This is a genomic window from Cephaloticoccus capnophilus, from assembly GCF_001580045.1.
In the GTDB taxonomy this organism is placed as follows: domain Bacteria; phylum Verrucomicrobiota; class Verrucomicrobiia; order Opitutales; family Opitutaceae; genus Cephaloticoccus; species Cephaloticoccus capnophilus.
The window spans coordinates 15,001-30,856 of the sequence record NZ_LSZP01000029.1; the positions used below are offsets into that span (position 1 = coordinate 15,001).

Genomic DNA, 15,856 nt, shown 5'->3' on the forward strand with positions numbered 1-15,856 from the left:
CTCCCCTATCAGAACCGGTCTTCTCCTCCGACTGAGAAGCTCCTTTGGCGCAGTCCTTTTTTCGCTCGCGGGAGCCTTGAGTCTTGCGGCGGAGGCGCGAGTGCCTTCCCCCGCTCCGGCGGCGCTCCCACCCCAGCTAAAAATCGCGACCTACAACGTCGAAAACTACGGCTCCCTTAACCGCCGCACACCGCATGGGTTCCGCGCCAATTACCCCAAAAGCGAGGCGGCCAAACGCGCTCTGCGCCAAACGATCCGCGAGATCGACGCCGATATTCTCGTCCTTCAAGAGATGGGGCCAGTCGAGTATCTCCTTGAGCTTCAGCGTGATTTAAAAGCGGAAGGAAGCGACTATCCGTATTCCGTTCTGATGCGCGGACCGGATGCGGCCCGACACATCGCTGCTCTCTCGCGAATCCCCTTCGCCCGCGTTCACGAGCACAGCCCTTTGCGTTTCGAGTATCAGGACGGGGTTGAGGACGTTAAGCGCGGCTTGCTGGAGCTGCACTTTGCCACGCCAGCCGGGCCACTTACGCTCTGGGCGCTTCACCTAAAAAGCCGCTACACCACCAATAAGGCCGATCCGGAATCGGCGATTCGGCGGGCTGCGGAGGCGATGCGCATCCGCGAATTCATCCTCCAGCGCATTGCCGACACGCAGGCCGATCTCTACCTCATCCTCGGTGATTTCAATGACACAAAAGTGAGCCCTCCGCTTCGCTACCTCATGCAGCGCAGTGAGTTAAAATTTTCTCACCTACTCCCCAGCTCGGACTCACGCGGCGAGCATTGGACTTACCACAATACGCGAGACGACAGCTATTCCCGCGTCGATCACATCCTCGCCTCTTCTGCAGTATTACCTTTCGTGAAAAACGGCTCGGCCGAAATCGCCGACGGCCCACAGGTCCGCAGCGCCAGCGATCACCGCCCTATTTTCGTCACCTTGGACTTCTCTGCGTTTCCTCAGTCTCCAAACTGGGAAGTGCCACGCTCACTCGAGGATTAGACGCAAAGGCCTCCCTGAAACACCCGATGCCCGATGCACGTTCCCACTGCTTCATCTCGGCTAAGGCGTTTTCGAAGTCTCGGTCATCGCGCCCCGCTCCTATGGGTAGTGCTGCCGCTCGTGTGCGGACTAAGCCTCGGCCACTCTGGGCTGAAGCCCTCGACACTGTGCGCGGGAGTCGCGATCTTTACGCTCTTTGCACTCTTCACAGTCAGCCGATTACGAAAATGGCCTCGGCTTTTTCCGCTCTGCTTCGGCTGCGCCGCACTCACTGTGCTCGGCAGCGCGTACTACGGCTACACGCGCCACTTCCCCGCAGACTGGGACTGGCTGCCCCCGCGCGAAGCCGAGCTTGAGCTGCGAGTCACGCGCACTTTTGCCCAGCAGCGCGCCGATCGCACGAGCGGGATCGCTGTAATCGCGGCCACCGCCCCCCATTTAAGCGAACTGGTCGGCCAACGCGTCTACTTTTCCCTAAAACTGCCGGGCGGAATGCCGCCGCCGCTCCGCTCCACGCGCATTGAAGGAATCGGCGTCATCAGTGCGCTGCCTTCCAATCCAAGCCCCGAGGACTTCGCGCACTACCTCGACAACGCCGGCGTCAATTTCCGGTTTTCCCAAGGGCAAGTGCTGCGAACGCTAAAACCCGCCTCTGCTTACCGCCAGTTTTGCGCGCGCATGGCGGAGCGTTTCAGCCGGACGCTCGGCGCGGGCATCGAGGCCAGGCACCCGCTGCGCACTGGCATCCTGCGCGCCATGCTCCTCGGCCAAAAAAGCGAACTCAACGAAGCGCAAAGCTGGCTCTTCCGCACAAGCGGCACGATGCATGTTTTCGCAATCAGCGGGCTGCACATCGGCGTAATCGCCGCCGCACTACACTGGCTGATTAGCCTCCTGAGTCTCCCTGGGAAACCGCGCCTGTTCATCGAGTTAGCCGCGCTCTGGCTCTACGTGGATATTACCGGCACAGCCCCCTCCGCTGTGCGCGCCTTCGTCATGGTCGCGCTTTTCCTGATCGCCTTTGTGCTACGACTCCCGGTCAACCCGATCGCCGCGCTCACGGCCTCCGCGCTAATCGTCATCTGCTTCGACCCGCTACAAGTCTTCAGTGCTAGTTTTCAAATGAGTTACGGCATTGTGGCGGCCCTGCTGCTGATCGGCCTGCCTCTGGCCGAGTCGTGGCAAGCCGCTTGGCAGCCTTATGCAATGCTCCCGAACGCCACTTGGCACTGGCACCAACGCGCGCTCGACCGGGTACGCCGCTGGGGGCTGGGCCTACTCGGAATCGGGGTCGCGGCAAGCCTCGTGAGCGCTGTCACAGGCGTTCAATTCTTTCAGCTCTTCACGCCCGGCTCGCTCCTGATTAACCTCCTCGTAATCCCCGCCGCCAGCTTTGCGATCATGTCGGGCTTTGGCTCGCTACTCCTTGGACTCATCGGTTTCGAGCTCGGGTCAATCGCGGCCAACTATGCGGCCTTGTTCTTCCTATCAATCACAGAACTGGGCATTCGAGGCTTCATGACGCTGCCTCAGCTGTGGTTTCAGGCCACCTTCAAAGCCCCTTGGATGGGCTCGGTCACTCTCGCCGCACTGCTCCTGTCGTTGCTCATTGGTTACTTTCGGCAGTGGACGGGCTGGAACCGGTTTTATTGGGCACCGTTTGCGGTACTCCTGCTCGGATTTCTATTTGGGGTACATTTTCGCTAAAACTCGCCAAATTTTAGGTGTTTTATGCGAAAAGGCCTGATTTTCTGGCCATTTCTAGAACGGATTCCCCAAAAAAAGAAAGCGCCGCATTGCCGAACACAGGGCCAATAAAGTAGCGTTTAGACCGGTTTTCAGCCTACTTTCGCCCGAATTGGCTAAGAAAACGAAGATTGCCTTCCATTTCGGCATTCTTTTGAACGCTCTTCCCTCAATCGGCTCTAACTGGCAGCCGATTCTCTAAAAACTCAATCAAGGCCCCAGTTTTGGACATCAAGCAAATCAAGCAAATCATCGACCTCATTAGGCGCTCGGAACTTACCGAGTTCGCTATTGAGGAGAAGGATTTCAAACTGAAGATCTGCCGTGAAGGCACAGCCGCAGCCGCTGCGCCTGTCGTCCTCCCCGCACAAAGCCTGCTCGCGCCAAGCGCGCCGCTACCTACCGCTCCCGCAAGCGCAGCGAGTATCTCCGCACCGGCACCCGCAGAGGAGGAGGATGTCACCTACATCAAGTCTCCGATGGTGGGCACCTTTTACCATGCCTCGTCGCCAGACAGTGCGCCCTTCGTCGAAGAAGGCACCAAGGTCACGGAAACGAGCCTCGTCTGCATCATTGAGGCGATGAAGATCATGAACGAAATCCAAGCGGAGACCAAAGGCACCATCATCGAGGTTCTCGTTGAGAACGGCCAGCCCGTCGAGTACGGCCAACACCTCTTCAAGGTAAAGCAAAGCTAGGCTGGAGTTCCCGCCACCCCGCCCCGAAAGGCCGGGCCCGAAGCCCCCCCACTCGCCCTGCCTTAGCCTCAAAGGCGCGACAGTACCGTTCACCACGGGCAGATCTGCGCACTGAAAAGGCAAACCACAGTCCTTTAAAAAAACCTCATGATTCAAAAAATCCTCATCGCGAATCGCGGTGAAATTGCCCTTCGTATCGTCCGTGCTTGCAGAGAGTTAGGCATAAAAACCCTCGCCGTTTACTCGGAGGCCGACGTCCAGTCGCTGCACGTCCAACTCGCCGACGAGGCGATCTGTATCGGCGGCCCCCGCAGCTCCGATAGCTACCTGCGTACAGACCGGATTATTAGCGCAGCCGAGATTGCCGATGTGGACGCCATCCACCCCGGCTACGGCTTCCTCTCCGAAAACGCAAAATTCGCCGAGCAATGCGAGTCGTGTAACATCAAGTTCATCGGCCCTAAGTCTAAAACCATCAGCATGATGGGCGATAAGGCGGTTGCCAAAAGCACCGTCCTCAAGGCGGGCGTCCCCACCGTGCCCGGCTCCGATGGCCCTGTCGCCAGCGAAACTGAAGCGGTGAAGATTGCCCGCAAAATTGGCTATCCGGTCATCATCAAAGCCGTGGCAGGTGGCGGCGGTCGCGGCATGCGCATCGCTCACAACGATGTGAGCTTCGGCAAGGAATACCACTCCGCTCGAAACGAAGCCGAGAAAGCCTTCGGCAACGGTGATGTGTACATCGAGAAGTACATCGCGAATCCCCGGCACATCGAGTTCCAGATTCTCGCCGACTCGCACGGCAAAACGCTACACCTCGGCGAGCGCGACTGCTCCGTGCAGCGCCGCCACCAGAAGCTCGTCGAGGAATCGCCCTCGCCCTTTCTCACTCCGGATTTGCGCAAAAAAATGGGCAAGGCGGCCATTCGCGCCGCCACCGCCGCCGGCTACGAAAACGCGGGCACGATCGAGTTCCTCGTCGATTCCAAAGGGAAGTTCTACTTCATCGAAATGAACACCCGAATTCAGGTCGAGCACCCCGTCACCGAGGAAGTCACTGGCGTCGACCTCATCAAGGAGCAGATCCGCATCGCAAACGGAGAGAAGCTCGATTTCGACCAAAGCGATATCAAATTTAAGCGTCACGCCATCGAGTGCCGGATCAACGCCGAAGACCCCGCGCGAAACTTCATCCCCTCGCCCGGGACGATCGGGCTTTACTATGCTCCGGGCGGCCACGGCGTACGCGTCGACTCCCACGCCTACAGCGGCTACCAAATCCCCACGCACTACGACTCGATGATTGGCAAACTCATCTGCTACGGGCGCGACCGCAAAACTGCGCTCGAACGCAGCTACCGCGCCCTCAGCGAGTACATCATCCGCGGCATTAAGACCACCATCCCGCTGCACAAGGCCATCATGTCCGACCCCGTGTTTATCGAAGGCAAGGCGACCACCGGTTATATGGAGGAATTCATGAACCGAATGCCGCCCAACCTCTTCACCAACTAAGGCTCGCAGGCCTTTCTGGTTGGCGGTCGGCCCTTGGTCGACCGTCAGGGAGAGAGTTCGTCTAACGCCCTTTTCTCCAGCCACGCGGCGTATTCGGCGCGGGGCATAAAACGTAGGGAGGCCGAGTTAATGCAGTAGCGGCGGCCTTTTTTGTGCGGCACGTCGTCGAAGACGTGCCCGAGATGGCTGCCGCAAACCGCACAGTGGACTTCCTCTCTCACCATGCCGTGGGAAAAATCCTTCTGCGTCGCCACAAAGGCGCGCTCAATCGGGCGGTAAAAGCTCGGCCAGCCCGTCCCGCTATCAAATTTCTCCGCGCTATCGAAGAGCGGCGTATCGCAGCCGACGCAAAAGTAGACGCCGTCGTCGTGGTGATTCCAATACGCGCCCCGAAAGGGTGGCTCCGTGCCCTGCTCGCGGGCCACACGGTACTGCTCGGGCGTCAACCGCGCCCGCCACTCGGCTTCCGTCCGGCGCACGGAGACCTTGCTCATATCGATAACGACGTTCGAGGGCAGCCCACAGGCGGAGAGTTCGCCAGGCGCGCAGTCGAGGGCGTCTTTCGGCACAGGGTTATCGGAAGCAGCAGTCATAGTCGTTGAGGCAGAGCAGCCAGTTAAAGTGAAGGCGAGTAAGTCGATCAGAGCCAGGGCAACGAGGGCAAAGCGTGTGGGATGCATGCCACAGAGACTAAGCGGTTTTGCTCATTGTTCCACACGCATCGGCACGCGCCCATCGGCAAATTCCGCCTCCACGCACTGGCCCGCCGCGAGCCCGGCCCGCTGCGTCACGGGCCGCCCCGACTCGTCGCGCACAATCGCAAACCCGCGCTGCAAAACCGAATGCGCACTCACGGAATGAAGCCGTTTCTCCATGCCGTCGAGCTGCTGCGCCCATTGCTCTAGCCGCAGCTCGGGTGACACATGCGCCCAAGCGCCCTCGACCGCCGCCAACCGATGCCGCGCCTCCTGCATGCCCATCCGCAAGGCCGCCCCTAGCCGGTTCGCGTAGTCATCGAGCCGCAACGCGTATTGCTCAATCTGCGCCCGCGGGCTCAACAGTTTTAGCCGACTCTCCACGCGCAGCACCCGTTGCTGCCAAGCCTCGAGCCCGCGTTGCGCGGCGCGGCACAGCCCGTCGCCGAGTTGGCGCACGCGCTCCTCCACCGCAACGAAGCCGCTCGAAATATGCTCCGCCGCACCGCTCGGCGTCTCGGCCCGCAAATCCGCCGCAAAGTCGCAAAGCGTAAAATCAATCTCGTGCCCCACCGCCGAGATGATCGGTATCGGGCACGCCGCCACCGCGCGCACGAGCGGCTCTTCGTTAAACGCCCACAAGTCCTCCAAACTGCCGCCGCCACGCCCGATTACGAGTAGGTCAAAAATCCCCAGCCCTTCGGCAACACGCAGTGCAGCGACCATCTCCCCAGCGGCCTCCGTACCCTGCACTCGTGCAGGCAACACAACCACGCGACCGCGCCAGCCTCGCCGCGCCAAAATCCGCAAAAAATCCTGCACCGCCGCGCCGCTCGGCGACGTGATAAAGCCAATCGTGCGCGGTAGCGCAGGCAGCGCGCGTTTGCGCTCCGCATCGAAAAGCCCCTCCGCCGCCAAACGCCGCTTCAATGCCTCAAACTCCTGCTGCAAACGCCCTACGCCGTCCTCCACCACCTCGCGCACGACGAGCTGATACTGCCCACGCGCCTCGTAGACGCTCACTCGCCCAAAAACCAAAACCTGTTGCCCGTCGCGCAAGCGCACGGATTGCCGCGCGGCATCCCCGCGAAAGAGCACCGCACTCAGCTGCGCCCCCGCGTCCTTGAGCGAAAAATACATGTGTCCGCTCGCCTGAACGCGCAGGTTCGACACCTCGCCCCGCACCCAGCCCGCCGCCAAGCCCGTTTCGAGCAGCGTCTTCACCCGCCGCGTAAACGCCGTGACCGACTCCGCACGCGCTGGCTCACTGGTCGCCGCACGCGCTTCGGGCCTCTCCGGCTTCGGCGCAAGTCCGGGTTTCGGATCAGCTTCCGAGGCTAGCCTCTCGGGGCTTTCCGGCTTGGCGAGCCGCGCCGGCGTCTCGGTTTTTTTCTCCCGCGCCATCGGTTTCGACGTGACGGATTTTTCAGGCTGCGGCGCCTCCGCAAAGTCGAACAACAAGGGCTCGGCGGCATCCGCGTCCGCTTTTTTCCGGCCTCGGCGAGTCATTGCGCGCCCTCCTTTTCTTGCGCGTTGGCAACAGTCACGCCCCCAGCCCCTTCACGCGGATTCCGATAACGCCGCCGCAACCACTGCACACCAACGGTCAGCACCGCGAAAATCCCGACCGCCAACATCACGCGCTTCCCGTGTCCGTGGACGACCGCATCTCCAAAAAGCACAAACGCACAGGCATAAGCCCCCGAGATCAACCAAGAGATGACAAAGTAAATCCGAAACGGGATGTGCGCGATCCCGAGCAAATAGCTTTGCAAGAAAAACGGCGGGCCGGGCGTCACGCGCACGAGGAAAACGAGGCTGCCGCAGTCTTGCGCGCGCGCCTTCGGCAGCGTGTAGCCCAGCCACGCGACGAGCCGCGCCAACACAGGCCGCAGTGCGCGACTCGCCAGCCAATACGAAAACGCCAAGTTAAGCGCGACGCTGAGCAAGGTCAGCGCAAGCACAGCAACGATCCCGAGCAGCGGGCCAAAGACCGGCCCCACCGTCAGCGTGAAAACCGACAACGGACAACCAAAGGCAGGCAAGACCACCATCAACGCGAAAAACGTAAGCGGCCCCGCACCGCGCACCTGCTCCAGCCCCAGCGCCCACCACGCGCCGAGCTCGCTCCCGTAGTGCTTAAGCCCCCACGCAGCGACCACGAGCGCGCCGACGCCGAAGGTCGCCAACACCGCGAGCTTTTTAGCACGGGGGCGCGGCCCCTTTTTCCCGGAGACAGCCGGTTTGCGTTCATCCATCGCGGCAGGCTGCGCGTTTTGGCAAATGTCCGTCAAGGTCTCGACGCGAGTGACGAGCGACGCGCTCATGAGCCGAGCGCTCGTGAAGCGACCCACGAGCGACACGCAAAAAGACTTCCGTTAGACGCACGACCCAAACAAGTTCTCCCCCCACTGCATCCCCGGATGCTCCAGTCCGGCATCTGTGCACTGCACCTTCTTTTACTCAATGAAGCTCTCTATCGTCATCCCCTGCTACAACGAGTCGCGCACGCTCCTGCACCTCGTCGAACGCGTCCGCGCCGCCTGCGAAAACCCCACAACAGGCGCAGCTATTGAGCGCGAAATCATCATCGTCGATGACTGCTCGCAAGACGGCACCCGCGAACTCCTCCGCGACACCATCGCCCCACTCGTCGAGCAAGTCCTCTACCACGAGAAAAACCAAGGCAAAGGCGCGGCACTGCGCACGGGCTTCGCTGCGGCGACGGGCGACCTCGTCATCATCCAAGATGCCGACCTTGAGTATGACCCGGGTGAATACCCCAAACTCATCGCGCCCATCCTCGCCGGGAAAGCCGATGTCGTCTTTGGCTCGCGCTTCAGCGGCGGCGATGCCCACCGCGTCGTCTACTTCTGGCACATGCTCGGCAACAAGTTCCTGACGCTGTGCTCAAACATGTTCACCAACATAAACCTCACCGACATGGAGACCTGCTACAAAGTCTTCCGTCGCTCGGTGCTCGACAAAATCCAAATCGAAGAAGCCCGCTTCGGCTTTGAACCCGAGATCACCGCCAAGGTCGCCAAACTGCGCGTCCCTATCTACGAAGTCGGTATCAGCTACTACGGGCGCACCTACGAAGAGGGCAAAAAAATCGGTTGGCGCGACGGCTTCCGCGCGCTGTGGGCCATTTTGAAATACAACCTGTTTCGTTAAACGCTCGCGTAAGCCGAAACGCTTTATTCGCCACTCATTAAAAGAACGCTAGCCCGCTCCCTTTTCAGACGCGCCGCTAACGGTCGGCGCGCCCAATAAAAAGGGGCCTCGCCCGCAATCCGCAACAGTGGAGCCCGTCCAGCAACTCATCAACGGCCTCTCGCTCGGCGCGATTTATGCGCTGATCGCTCTCGGCTACACGATGGTCTACGGCGTGCTGCGCTTCATCAACTTCGCGCACGCCGACGTGTTTATGCTCGGCGCCTTCATCGGCTACTACACCGCGCCGCTCGTTCCCGCCGAGACCGTATGGGGAGGGCTCGCCGTCCTCGCCGCCGCGATGCTCGGCTGCGCAGTGGTCGGCATGCTAATCGAGCGACTCGCCTACCGCCCGCTGCGCGGCGCACCCACGCTTAACGTCCTCATCACTGCGATCGGCGTGTCACTGCTGCTCGAATACTCGGGCCAAGTTTTTTTCGGCGCGACGCCCCGCACCTTCCCCGAGCTCTTTCCCGCGCAACGCTTCACGCTCGGAAGCCTCGTTATCTCATCCAACCAAGTGCTCGTCATCGGCGTAACGCTCGCGCTCGTCGCCGCGCTACAATGGATAATCCACCGCACCCGCATCGGCACGGCCATGCGAGCCGTCGCGCAAAACCCACGCGCCGCGCTGCTTATGGGGATAAACACGAACCGCGTCATCGCCTTCACCTTCGGGCTCGGCTCTGCGTTGGCGGGAGCGGGCGGCATCCTCTATGCGCTCAATTATCCCTCGATTGATCCGCTGATGGGCGTCGCCCCTGGGCTCAAAGCCTTCACCGCCGCCATCCTCGGCGGCATCGGCAACATCCCGGGGGCCGCACTTGGCGGGCTACTCCTCGGCATCGTTGAAACGCTCGTCGCCGGCTCGGCGCTCTCGACTTACAAAGACGCCATCGCCTTCACCATCCTGCTCATAATTCTGTTTTTCCGGCCCGCCGGGCTTTTGGGAAAACGGACAACGGAAAAGGTGTAGCCGCGCCGCCTTCCTGTGATGGATTCGCCTCAGCCCAAATCAAAGAAACGCCCACGCCCACAACTCACGCTGGGGGCGACCTTGGCACTCGGGCTACTCATCTCGGCGTTTTCCGGCGCACTCGACCCCTACTTCCTCGACGTGCTCACGAGCATGGGAATCGCCGTCATCCTCGCCGTCTCCCTCAACCTTGTGACCGGCTTCACCGGCCAATTCTCACTCGGGCACGCGGGCTTCATGTCAGTCGGCGCATATATCTCGGCAGGCATCACGACCGCACTCTTTGCGGGCAACCCGCTCGGCAACTCCGCCTTCGCCCAAAGCGGATTTTTCCTAGGCTCCCTGCTGCTGGGCGGGCTCGGCGCGGCCTTTGCTGGGCTCTGCGTAGGGATTCCCTCACTACGGCTAAAGGGCGACTACCTCGCGCTCGTGACGCTCGGCTTTGGCGAGATTATCCGCGTCGTTTTTCAAAACATCGAGCCGATCGGCGGCGCACTGGGGCTAAACGGCATACCGCCCTACACGAGTGTGTTCTGGGTTATCACTTGGGCGGCACTCACCGTCTTCGTCATCCACTCCCTCGTGCACTCGACCTATGGGCGCGGCTTCGTCGCGACACACGACGACGAAATCGCCGCCGAAGCCATCGGGCTCGACACCACGCGCTACAAAATCGTCGCCTTCGTCGTCGGCGCATTTTTCGCAGGTGTGGCGGGCGGGCTCTACGCGCACTTCCGGCTCAGCATCGTGCCAACCGGGTTCGACTTCACCAAGAGCATCGAAATCGTCCTCATGGTCATCCTTGGCGGCATGGGAAACACCATCGGCGTAATCCTCGCCGCCGTGCTCCTGACACTCTTGCCCGAAGTACTCCGGCCCATCGCCGCATACCGGATGGTGCTCTACTCGCTACTCCTCATCGTGCTCATGGTCTCGCGCCCGCGCGGACTCTTTAACCTCAACTGGGCCGCGCTGCTACTGCACCTTAAAAAACGCACGACCGAAACGCTCACCAAGCGAGGCGCTGCCAAATGACACCGCTCCTAGAAATCGCCAACGCTACGATTCGCTTCGGCGGGCTCTCCGCCGTGAGCGCGATCGACCTCGCGATCGGGTCGGGCGAACTCGTGGGACTCATCGGCCCCAACGGCGCGGGCAAGACCACCGCTTTTAACCTCATCACCGGCGTTTACCCGCCAAGCGAGGGGCGCGTGTGCTTCGGCGGACGCGACCTCACAGGGCTTCCCCCTTACGCACGCGCTCGGCTCGGCATCGCCCGCACCTTTCAAAACATCCGACTCTTCGGCTCGCTCTCCGTCTTCGATAACGTGCGCGCCGCCTGCAATCTGCACCGCGCAACCTCTCCGCTGCATGCGCTCTGGCGCGGCAAAGCCTTCCGCGATGACGAAGCGGCAATCGCCACGCAGGTCGACGCGCTTTTAGAGATTTTCAACCTAGGCCGCTACCGCGACACGCCCGCCGCGGCACTCCCCTATGGTGAACAACGCCGCCTCGAAATCGTCCGCTGCCTCGCCACTCGCCCCAAGCTCCTGCTTCTCGACGAACCGGCCGCCGGCATGAACCCCGCCGAAAAGACCGAGCTCGTCGCCCTCATCCAGCAAATCCAACGCCAATTCCACCTCTCCATCCTCCTCGTCGAACACTCCATGCGCGTCGTCATGGGGGTTTGCCAACGAATCGCCGTCCTCGACCACGGCGTAAAAATCGCCGAAGGCAGCCCCGCCGAAATCCAGCATAACCCCGCAGTCATCGAAGCCTACCTCGGCGAAGACCACTCCGAAAACCTCGCCCATCACTGACGGCGCATGCAGTCGAACACAGAACCCATGCCACGCCACACGCCCAGCCCTGCCCCTCTGACACGAGGGCAACCGCCCGCGTGCAAAATAAACGAGCCTACCGCCTTAGCGGTGGACGACCTTTACGTTTCCTACGGGGCGATCTCCGCGCTGCGCGGGATTTCGCTAAACGTGCCAGCGGGCGCGATTGTAACGCTGATTGGCGGCAACGGCGCGGGCAAAACCACCACGCTCCAGACCCTCTCCGGTCTCGTCCGCGCCAAGAGCGGCCGCATCCACTTCCTCGGCGAAGATATCACTGCACTCGCCCCACACGAAATCGTCGCACGCGGGCTCTGCCACGTCCCCGAAGGCCGCATGGTTTTCCCGCAACTCACCGTCGACGAGAACCTCTCCATGGGCGCTTACCTGCGTAAAAACGCAGCCGCCGTCGCCCAAACTCGCGACACCGTCTTTACCCTTTTCCCGCGTCTCAAAGAGCGGCTCCGCCAAAGCGCGGGCACGCTCTCCGGCGGCGAGCAGCAAATGCTCGCCATAGGTCGCGCACTGATGAGCGCGCCCAAATTCCTAATGCTCGACGAGCCCTCACTCGGAATCGCCCCGCGCCTCATCAGCACCATTTTCGAGAAAATCGTGGAGATAAACCGCAGCCAAGGCGTGGCCATCCTCCTTGTGGAGCAAAACGCCAAACTCGCCCTCGAAATCAGCACCCACGCCTACGTTTTGGAAACCGGCCACATCGCAATGCAAGGCCCCAGCCCCACCCTCCGCAACGACGCCCAACTCAAAGCCGCCTACCTCGGCGGCTGAGGCGCGGCGCCTCTTCCCACTCCACCTCGCGGACAGTGTAAGGTGGGCAAAACAGCGCTCCCGGCTCAAACGCGAGCCGAGCGGCCAACCGCACCGCTCACCAAATAAAAGGGGCAAAGACCCCTTGATTTTTGGAGAGCGCTCCTAGGGTCTATTCCCGTTTCAAACGTGGTCGCGACGGAGTCAGATTTTGTGCGCAGCAAGGCGCGAGAAGCGAAGTTTGCTCATGCAAATGAGCGACGAGTAACGCAGCGGCGCGCAAAATCTGACCCGTCCCTTCGGGCTGCGCCCCAAATTTCGCCATACGGCGTTGCAGCCTTTGCCAAGGTTGTAACATTGGCTGCATGCCGCGCCTAGTCTGGCAAAATTTTGAGCAGCAGCGCGGCTCGCGTTTGAAACGGGAACAGACCCTAAAGTCATCCGCTCTTTTTCAGAAAACCACACCTACCTACAACGCCCTTACACGCCAATATGTCCAACGAAGCCCCCGCCGCGCAGAAATTTGAGTTCCAAGCCGAGGTTAAGCAGCTCCTCGATATCGTCATTCACTCGCTCTACACGGAGAAGGAAGTCTTCGTCCGCGAACTCGTCTCCAACGCCTCTGACGCGCTCGAAAAACTCCGCCACACCCAGCTCACCGAAAAGGCAATCTACGACGACGCCCTCGAACTCGAAATCAACGTCACCACCGACGACACCGCCAAGACCATCACCATCCAGGACTTCGGCATCGGGATGACTCGCGACGAGCTCGTGCAAAACCTCGGCACCATCGCGCACTCCGGCTCCAAAGCCTTCCTTAAAGCCCTCAGTGAAGGCGGAGCCAAAAACACCAACCTAATCGGCCAATTCGGCGTCGGCTTCTACTCCGTCTTCATGGCCGCCGAGTCGGTCAAAGTCTACTCCCGCTCTTGGCGCAACGACGAGCCCGGCCACGTTTGGACAAGCTCCGGCTCCGGCTCTTACGAAATCGAACCCAGCGAAGGCGAGCGGCGCGGCACCAAAATCGTCATCCAGCTCAAAGACGACTGCGCCGACTTTGCCCAAGACTGGCGGATTAAGGAAATCTTGGAGCGTTATAGTGCCTTCGTCTCCTTCCCCATCAACCTCAACGCCAAGCGGATAAACACCATCCAAGCTCTCTGGCTGCGCAATAAAAACGAAATCAAAGACGAGGAATACACCGAGTTCTACAAGTTCCAAGCCCACGCCTACGACGAACCTCGCCTGCGCCTGCACTTCTCCGCCGACGCCCCGCTCGCCATCAACTCGCTGCTCTTCGTCCCCAAAGAAAACACCGAGAAACTCGGCTTCTCGCGACTCGACCCCAGTGTCTCCCTGTACTGCCGCAAAGTCCTCATCGACGCGCACCCCAAAGACCTACTCCCCGAGTGGCTGCGCTTCCTCAAAGGCGTCGTCGATAGCGAAGACCTGCCACTCAACATCTCGCGCGAAACCATGCAGGACAAGGCCCTCATCGATAAACTGGGCCGCGTCATCACCAAGCGCTTCCTCAAACTCTTAGAAGACGAAGCCAAAAACCGCGCCGATGCCTACGCCGAGTTTTACGCCGAGTTTGGCCACTTCCTCAAAGAAGGCGCGGCGATGGATTTCGCCCACAAAGACCAACTCACCGGCCTGCTCCGCTTCGAATCTTCGCTCACCGAGCCCGGCAAGCTCACCTCGCTCGCCGACTACGTTACCCGTATGGGCGCGGAGCAAAAAGACATCTACTACCTCGTCGGCCCGAGCCGTGCCGCGATTGAGAGCGGCCCGTATCTGGAAGGCTTCCGCGCGCGCAACCTCGAGGTCCTCTTCTGCTACGAATCGGTCGACGAATACGTCATGCACAACCTGCGCGAGTTCGACAGCAAGACACTCCGTGCCGCCGACCACGCCGACGTAAAACTCCCCGACCTGCCCCAGCCCAGCGAAGGCGCACTTGGAAAAGACGAAACGAGCGCCCTCACCACTTGGCTCAAAGACACCCTCGGCACAGAGCGCGTGGCCGAAGTCACCGCCAGCGACCGGCTCGTCGACTCGCCCGTGCTCGCCACCAGTGCCGACAAGATGATGTCGCCACACATGCGCCGCCTCATGAAAGCCATGAAGCAAGACGGCGCAGACGCGCCCGCCAAAGTGAACCTCGAAATCAACCCCCGCCATGCCGTCGTAAAACGCCTCCACACGCTCCACAGCAGCGAGCCGGAAAAAGCAAAACTCGTGGCCGAGCAACTCCTGGACAACGCACTCATCAGCGCAGGGCTCCTAGATGACGCCAACGCAATGGTCACCCGCCTTAACAAACTCCTAGCCTCCCTGTAGAAGCCCGCGCCCTCTCCCATCCACTGCGCGTGGGGCGGCAGGCTGTGCCTGCACCCGTTTACCGAGCGCTTGGAGGCGCGAGTTTACTGGTGATTTTCCCACCTCGCCCAAACGGGTTATCACTCTACTTTCTACTCCCTGTCGCAACGCGACAGGGGGAGTGCTTTCAAATTTGGGAATTGGTTTCGTCGCGAAGCGACGAGGCCAATTCCCAAATTAAATGGAAGCGGTCACTGACCGCCGCCCCACGCGCAGTGGGGAAAAGCGCATTTCCTACTTCATTCTGTGGTGAGCGGGAGTGGCGATGGCTGCACAGCCTTACTCAACCGAGCGATTACGGACGGGAGCAGCGTGTGCTCGGCGGCGTGCACTTTCTCGCGCAGGGTTTCGAGAGTATCGCTCGGCTCGATACGCACCGCGGCTTGGTCGATGATTGGGCCGCCATCGACCTCGGCAGTCACAGAGTGAACCGTACAGCCCGTAATTTTCACGCCGCGCGCCCACGCCTGCCCGATCGCATCGAGCCCCGGGAAGCTCGGCAACAGACTCGGGTGCAGATTGATGATTTTCCCCGCAAAGGCGTCCAGAAACCCCAGCTTAATCACCCGCATGAATCCCGCGAGTACGACTAAGTCCGGCGCGCACTCGCGAATCGCTGCGATGTACCGCGACTCCCCCGCGCCCTCCAATTTGGTCTTAAACGGAGCCGGATCGAGGTAACGGGCAGACACGCCAAAGCGCTCGCCCAAGTCCAAAATCCCCGCATCAGGCTGATCGGAAAAGATCTGAACGACCCGAGCACTCTCTAGTCGGCCAGCGGCCTGCGCGCGCAAAATCGCCTCCGCATTAGACCCTCGCCCAGAACCTAAAATCACGACTCGCATACGCCGCAGCCCACAATGCCGCCCGCCACGCGGCGATTCTTTTTTCCACTACGCATGGAGCGGCGACCACTACGCGTGGGGCGGCAGCGTGTCGCTGCACCCATTCAATTTGGGATTTCGCATCGCGCTATCGCGCGAAAGCGAAATCCCAAATTTGAAAGC

The 15,856-nt window shown here is 60.9% G+C and carries 14 protein-coding genes; 10 read left to right on the forward strand and 4 right to left on the reverse strand.

The window, feature by feature from the left end; all coding sequences use genetic code 11:
* Positions 1–100 precede the first annotated feature (100 nt).
* The 4 genes from AXK12_RS03255 (at position 101) to accC (ending at position 4,968) form a co-directional block, all read left to right on the forward strand.
* Complete coding sequence (locus AXK12_RS03255; protein ID WP_231863511.1) at positions 101–1,009, forward strand: endonuclease/exonuclease/phosphatase family protein; 909 nt, start codon at positions 101–103, stop codon at positions 1,007–1,009.
* 108 nt (positions 1,010–1,117) lie between these two features.
* A complete protein-coding gene (locus AXK12_RS03260) occupies positions 1,118–2,716 on the forward strand; it encodes a ComEC/Rec2 family competence protein (protein ID WP_068711411.1) in 1,599 nt (532 codons plus the stop codon).
* Between the two features lie 263 nt (positions 2,717–2,979).
* The gene (gene accB, locus AXK12_RS03265) at positions 2,980–3,453 is read left to right on the forward strand and encodes an acetyl-CoA carboxylase biotin carboxyl carrier protein (RefSeq protein ID WP_068711413.1); all 474 of its coding nucleotides are present in this window, start codon (positions 2,980–2,982) and stop codon (positions 3,451–3,453) included.
* A 147-nt stretch (positions 3,454–3,600) separates the two neighbouring features.
* Positions 3,601–4,968 carry an acetyl-CoA carboxylase biotin carboxylase subunit gene (accC, locus tag AXK12_RS03270; RefSeq protein WP_068711415.1) on the forward strand — a complete coding sequence of 456 codons (1,368 nt, stop codon included), beginning with the start codon at positions 3,601–3,603 and terminating at the stop codon, positions 4,966–4,968.
* A gap of 44 nt (positions 4,969–5,012) precedes the next feature.
* On the opposite strand, the gene msrB is transcribed toward accC, so the two are convergent.
* The 3 genes from msrB to AXK12_RS03285 all read right to left on the reverse strand — a co-directional run bounded on the left by msrB (position 5,013) and on the right by AXK12_RS03285 (position 7,990).
* Positions 5,013–5,561 carry a peptide-methionine (R)-S-oxide reductase MsrB gene (gene msrB, locus AXK12_RS03275; protein WP_231863512.1) on the reverse strand — a complete coding sequence of 183 codons (549 nt, stop codon included), beginning with the start codon at positions 5,559–5,561 and terminating at the stop codon, positions 5,013–5,015.
* Positions 5,562–5,672: 111 nt separating this feature from the next.
* Positions 5,673–7,172, reverse strand: coding sequence for an exodeoxyribonuclease VII large subunit (gene xseA, locus AXK12_RS03280; protein WP_231863513.1), 1,500 nt, complete (start codon positions 7,170–7,172; stop codon positions 5,673–5,675).
* Complete coding sequence (locus AXK12_RS03285) at positions 7,169–7,990, reverse strand: TVP38/TMEM64 family protein (protein ID WP_197456978.1); 822 nt, start codon at positions 7,988–7,990, stop codon at positions 7,169–7,171. The genes xseA and AXK12_RS03285 overlap by 4 nt, the downstream gene beginning before the upstream one ends.
* 139 nt (positions 7,991–8,129) lie before the next feature.
* On the opposite strand from AXK12_RS03285, the gene AXK12_RS03290 reads away from it, so the two are divergent.
* The 6 genes from AXK12_RS03290 (at position 8,130) to htpG (ending at position 14,810) form a co-directional block, all read left to right on the forward strand.
* Positions 8,130–8,840 carry a glycosyltransferase family 2 protein gene (locus tag AXK12_RS03290; protein ID WP_068711416.1) on the forward strand — a complete coding sequence of 237 codons (711 nt, stop codon included), beginning with the start codon at positions 8,130–8,132 and terminating at the stop codon, positions 8,838–8,840.
* 127 nt (positions 8,841–8,967) lie between these two features.
* Positions 8,968–9,855, forward strand: coding sequence for a branched-chain amino acid ABC transporter permease (locus AXK12_RS03295; protein ID WP_068711418.1), 888 nt, complete (start codon positions 8,968–8,970; stop codon positions 9,853–9,855).
* An 18-nt stretch (positions 9,856–9,873) separates the two neighbouring features.
* The gene (locus AXK12_RS03300; protein WP_068711421.1) at positions 9,874–10,890 is read left to right on the forward strand and encodes a branched-chain amino acid ABC transporter permease; all 1,017 of its coding nucleotides are present in this window, start codon (positions 9,874–9,876) and stop codon (positions 10,888–10,890) included.
* Positions 10,887–11,675, forward strand: coding sequence for an ABC transporter ATP-binding protein (locus tag AXK12_RS09250; RefSeq protein ID WP_068711423.1), 789 nt, complete (start codon positions 10,887–10,889; stop codon positions 11,673–11,675). Before AXK12_RS03300 ends, AXK12_RS09250 begins: the two co-directional genes overlap by 4 nt.
* A gap of 111 nt (positions 11,676–11,786) precedes the next feature.
* Complete coding sequence (locus AXK12_RS09255; protein WP_231863514.1) at positions 11,787–12,485, forward strand: ABC transporter ATP-binding protein; 699 nt, start codon at positions 11,787–11,789, stop codon at positions 12,483–12,485.
* A gap of 471 nt (positions 12,486–12,956) precedes the next feature.
* Positions 12,957–14,810, forward strand: coding sequence for a molecular chaperone HtpG (gene htpG, locus AXK12_RS03315; RefSeq protein ID WP_068711425.1), 1,854 nt, complete (start codon positions 12,957–12,959; stop codon positions 14,808–14,810).
* A 278-nt stretch (positions 14,811–15,088) separates the two neighbouring features.
* Here the strand turns inward: htpG and purN are convergent, their stop codons facing one another.
* Positions 15,089–15,694, reverse strand: coding sequence for a phosphoribosylglycinamide formyltransferase (gene purN, locus AXK12_RS03320; RefSeq protein WP_068711427.1), 606 nt, complete (start codon positions 15,692–15,694; stop codon positions 15,089–15,091).
* Positions 15,695–15,856 lie beyond the last annotated feature (162 nt).

What these genes read in the sequence shown, in the direction of transcription:
- AXK12_RS03285 (WP_197456978.1), bottom strand. Translation starts at nt 7,990, where the DNA reads ATGAGCGCGTCGCTCGTCACTCGCGTCGAGACCTTGACGGACATTTGC.
- accC (WP_068711415.1), top strand. Translation starts at nt 3,601, where the DNA reads ATGATTCAAAAAATCCTCATCGCGAATCGCGGTGAAATTGCCCTTCGT.
- AXK12_RS09250 (WP_068711423.1), top strand. Translation starts at nt 10,887, where the DNA reads ATGACACCGCTCCTAGAAATCGCCAACGCTACGATTCGCTTCGGCGGG.
- purN (WP_068711427.1), bottom strand. Translation starts at nt 15,694, where the DNA reads ATGCGAGTCGTGATTTTAGGTTCTGGGCGAGGGTCTAATGCGGAGGCG.
- msrB (WP_231863512.1), bottom strand. Translation starts at nt 5,561, where the DNA reads ATGACTGCTGCTTCCGATAACCCTGTGCCGAAAGACGCCCTCGACTGC.
- xseA (WP_231863513.1), bottom strand. Translation starts at nt 7,172, where the DNA reads ATGACTCGCCGAGGCCGGAAAAAAGCGGACGCGGATGCCGCCGAGCCC.
- AXK12_RS03300 (WP_068711421.1), top strand. Translation starts at nt 9,874, where the DNA reads ATGGATTCGCCTCAGCCCAAATCAAAGAAACGCCCACGCCCACAACTC.
- AXK12_RS03290 (WP_068711416.1), top strand. Translation starts at nt 8,130, where the DNA reads ATGAAGCTCTCTATCGTCATCCCCTGCTACAACGAGTCGCGCACGCTC.
- htpG (WP_068711425.1), top strand. Translation starts at nt 12,957, where the DNA reads ATGTCCAACGAAGCCCCCGCCGCGCAGAAATTTGAGTTCCAAGCCGAG.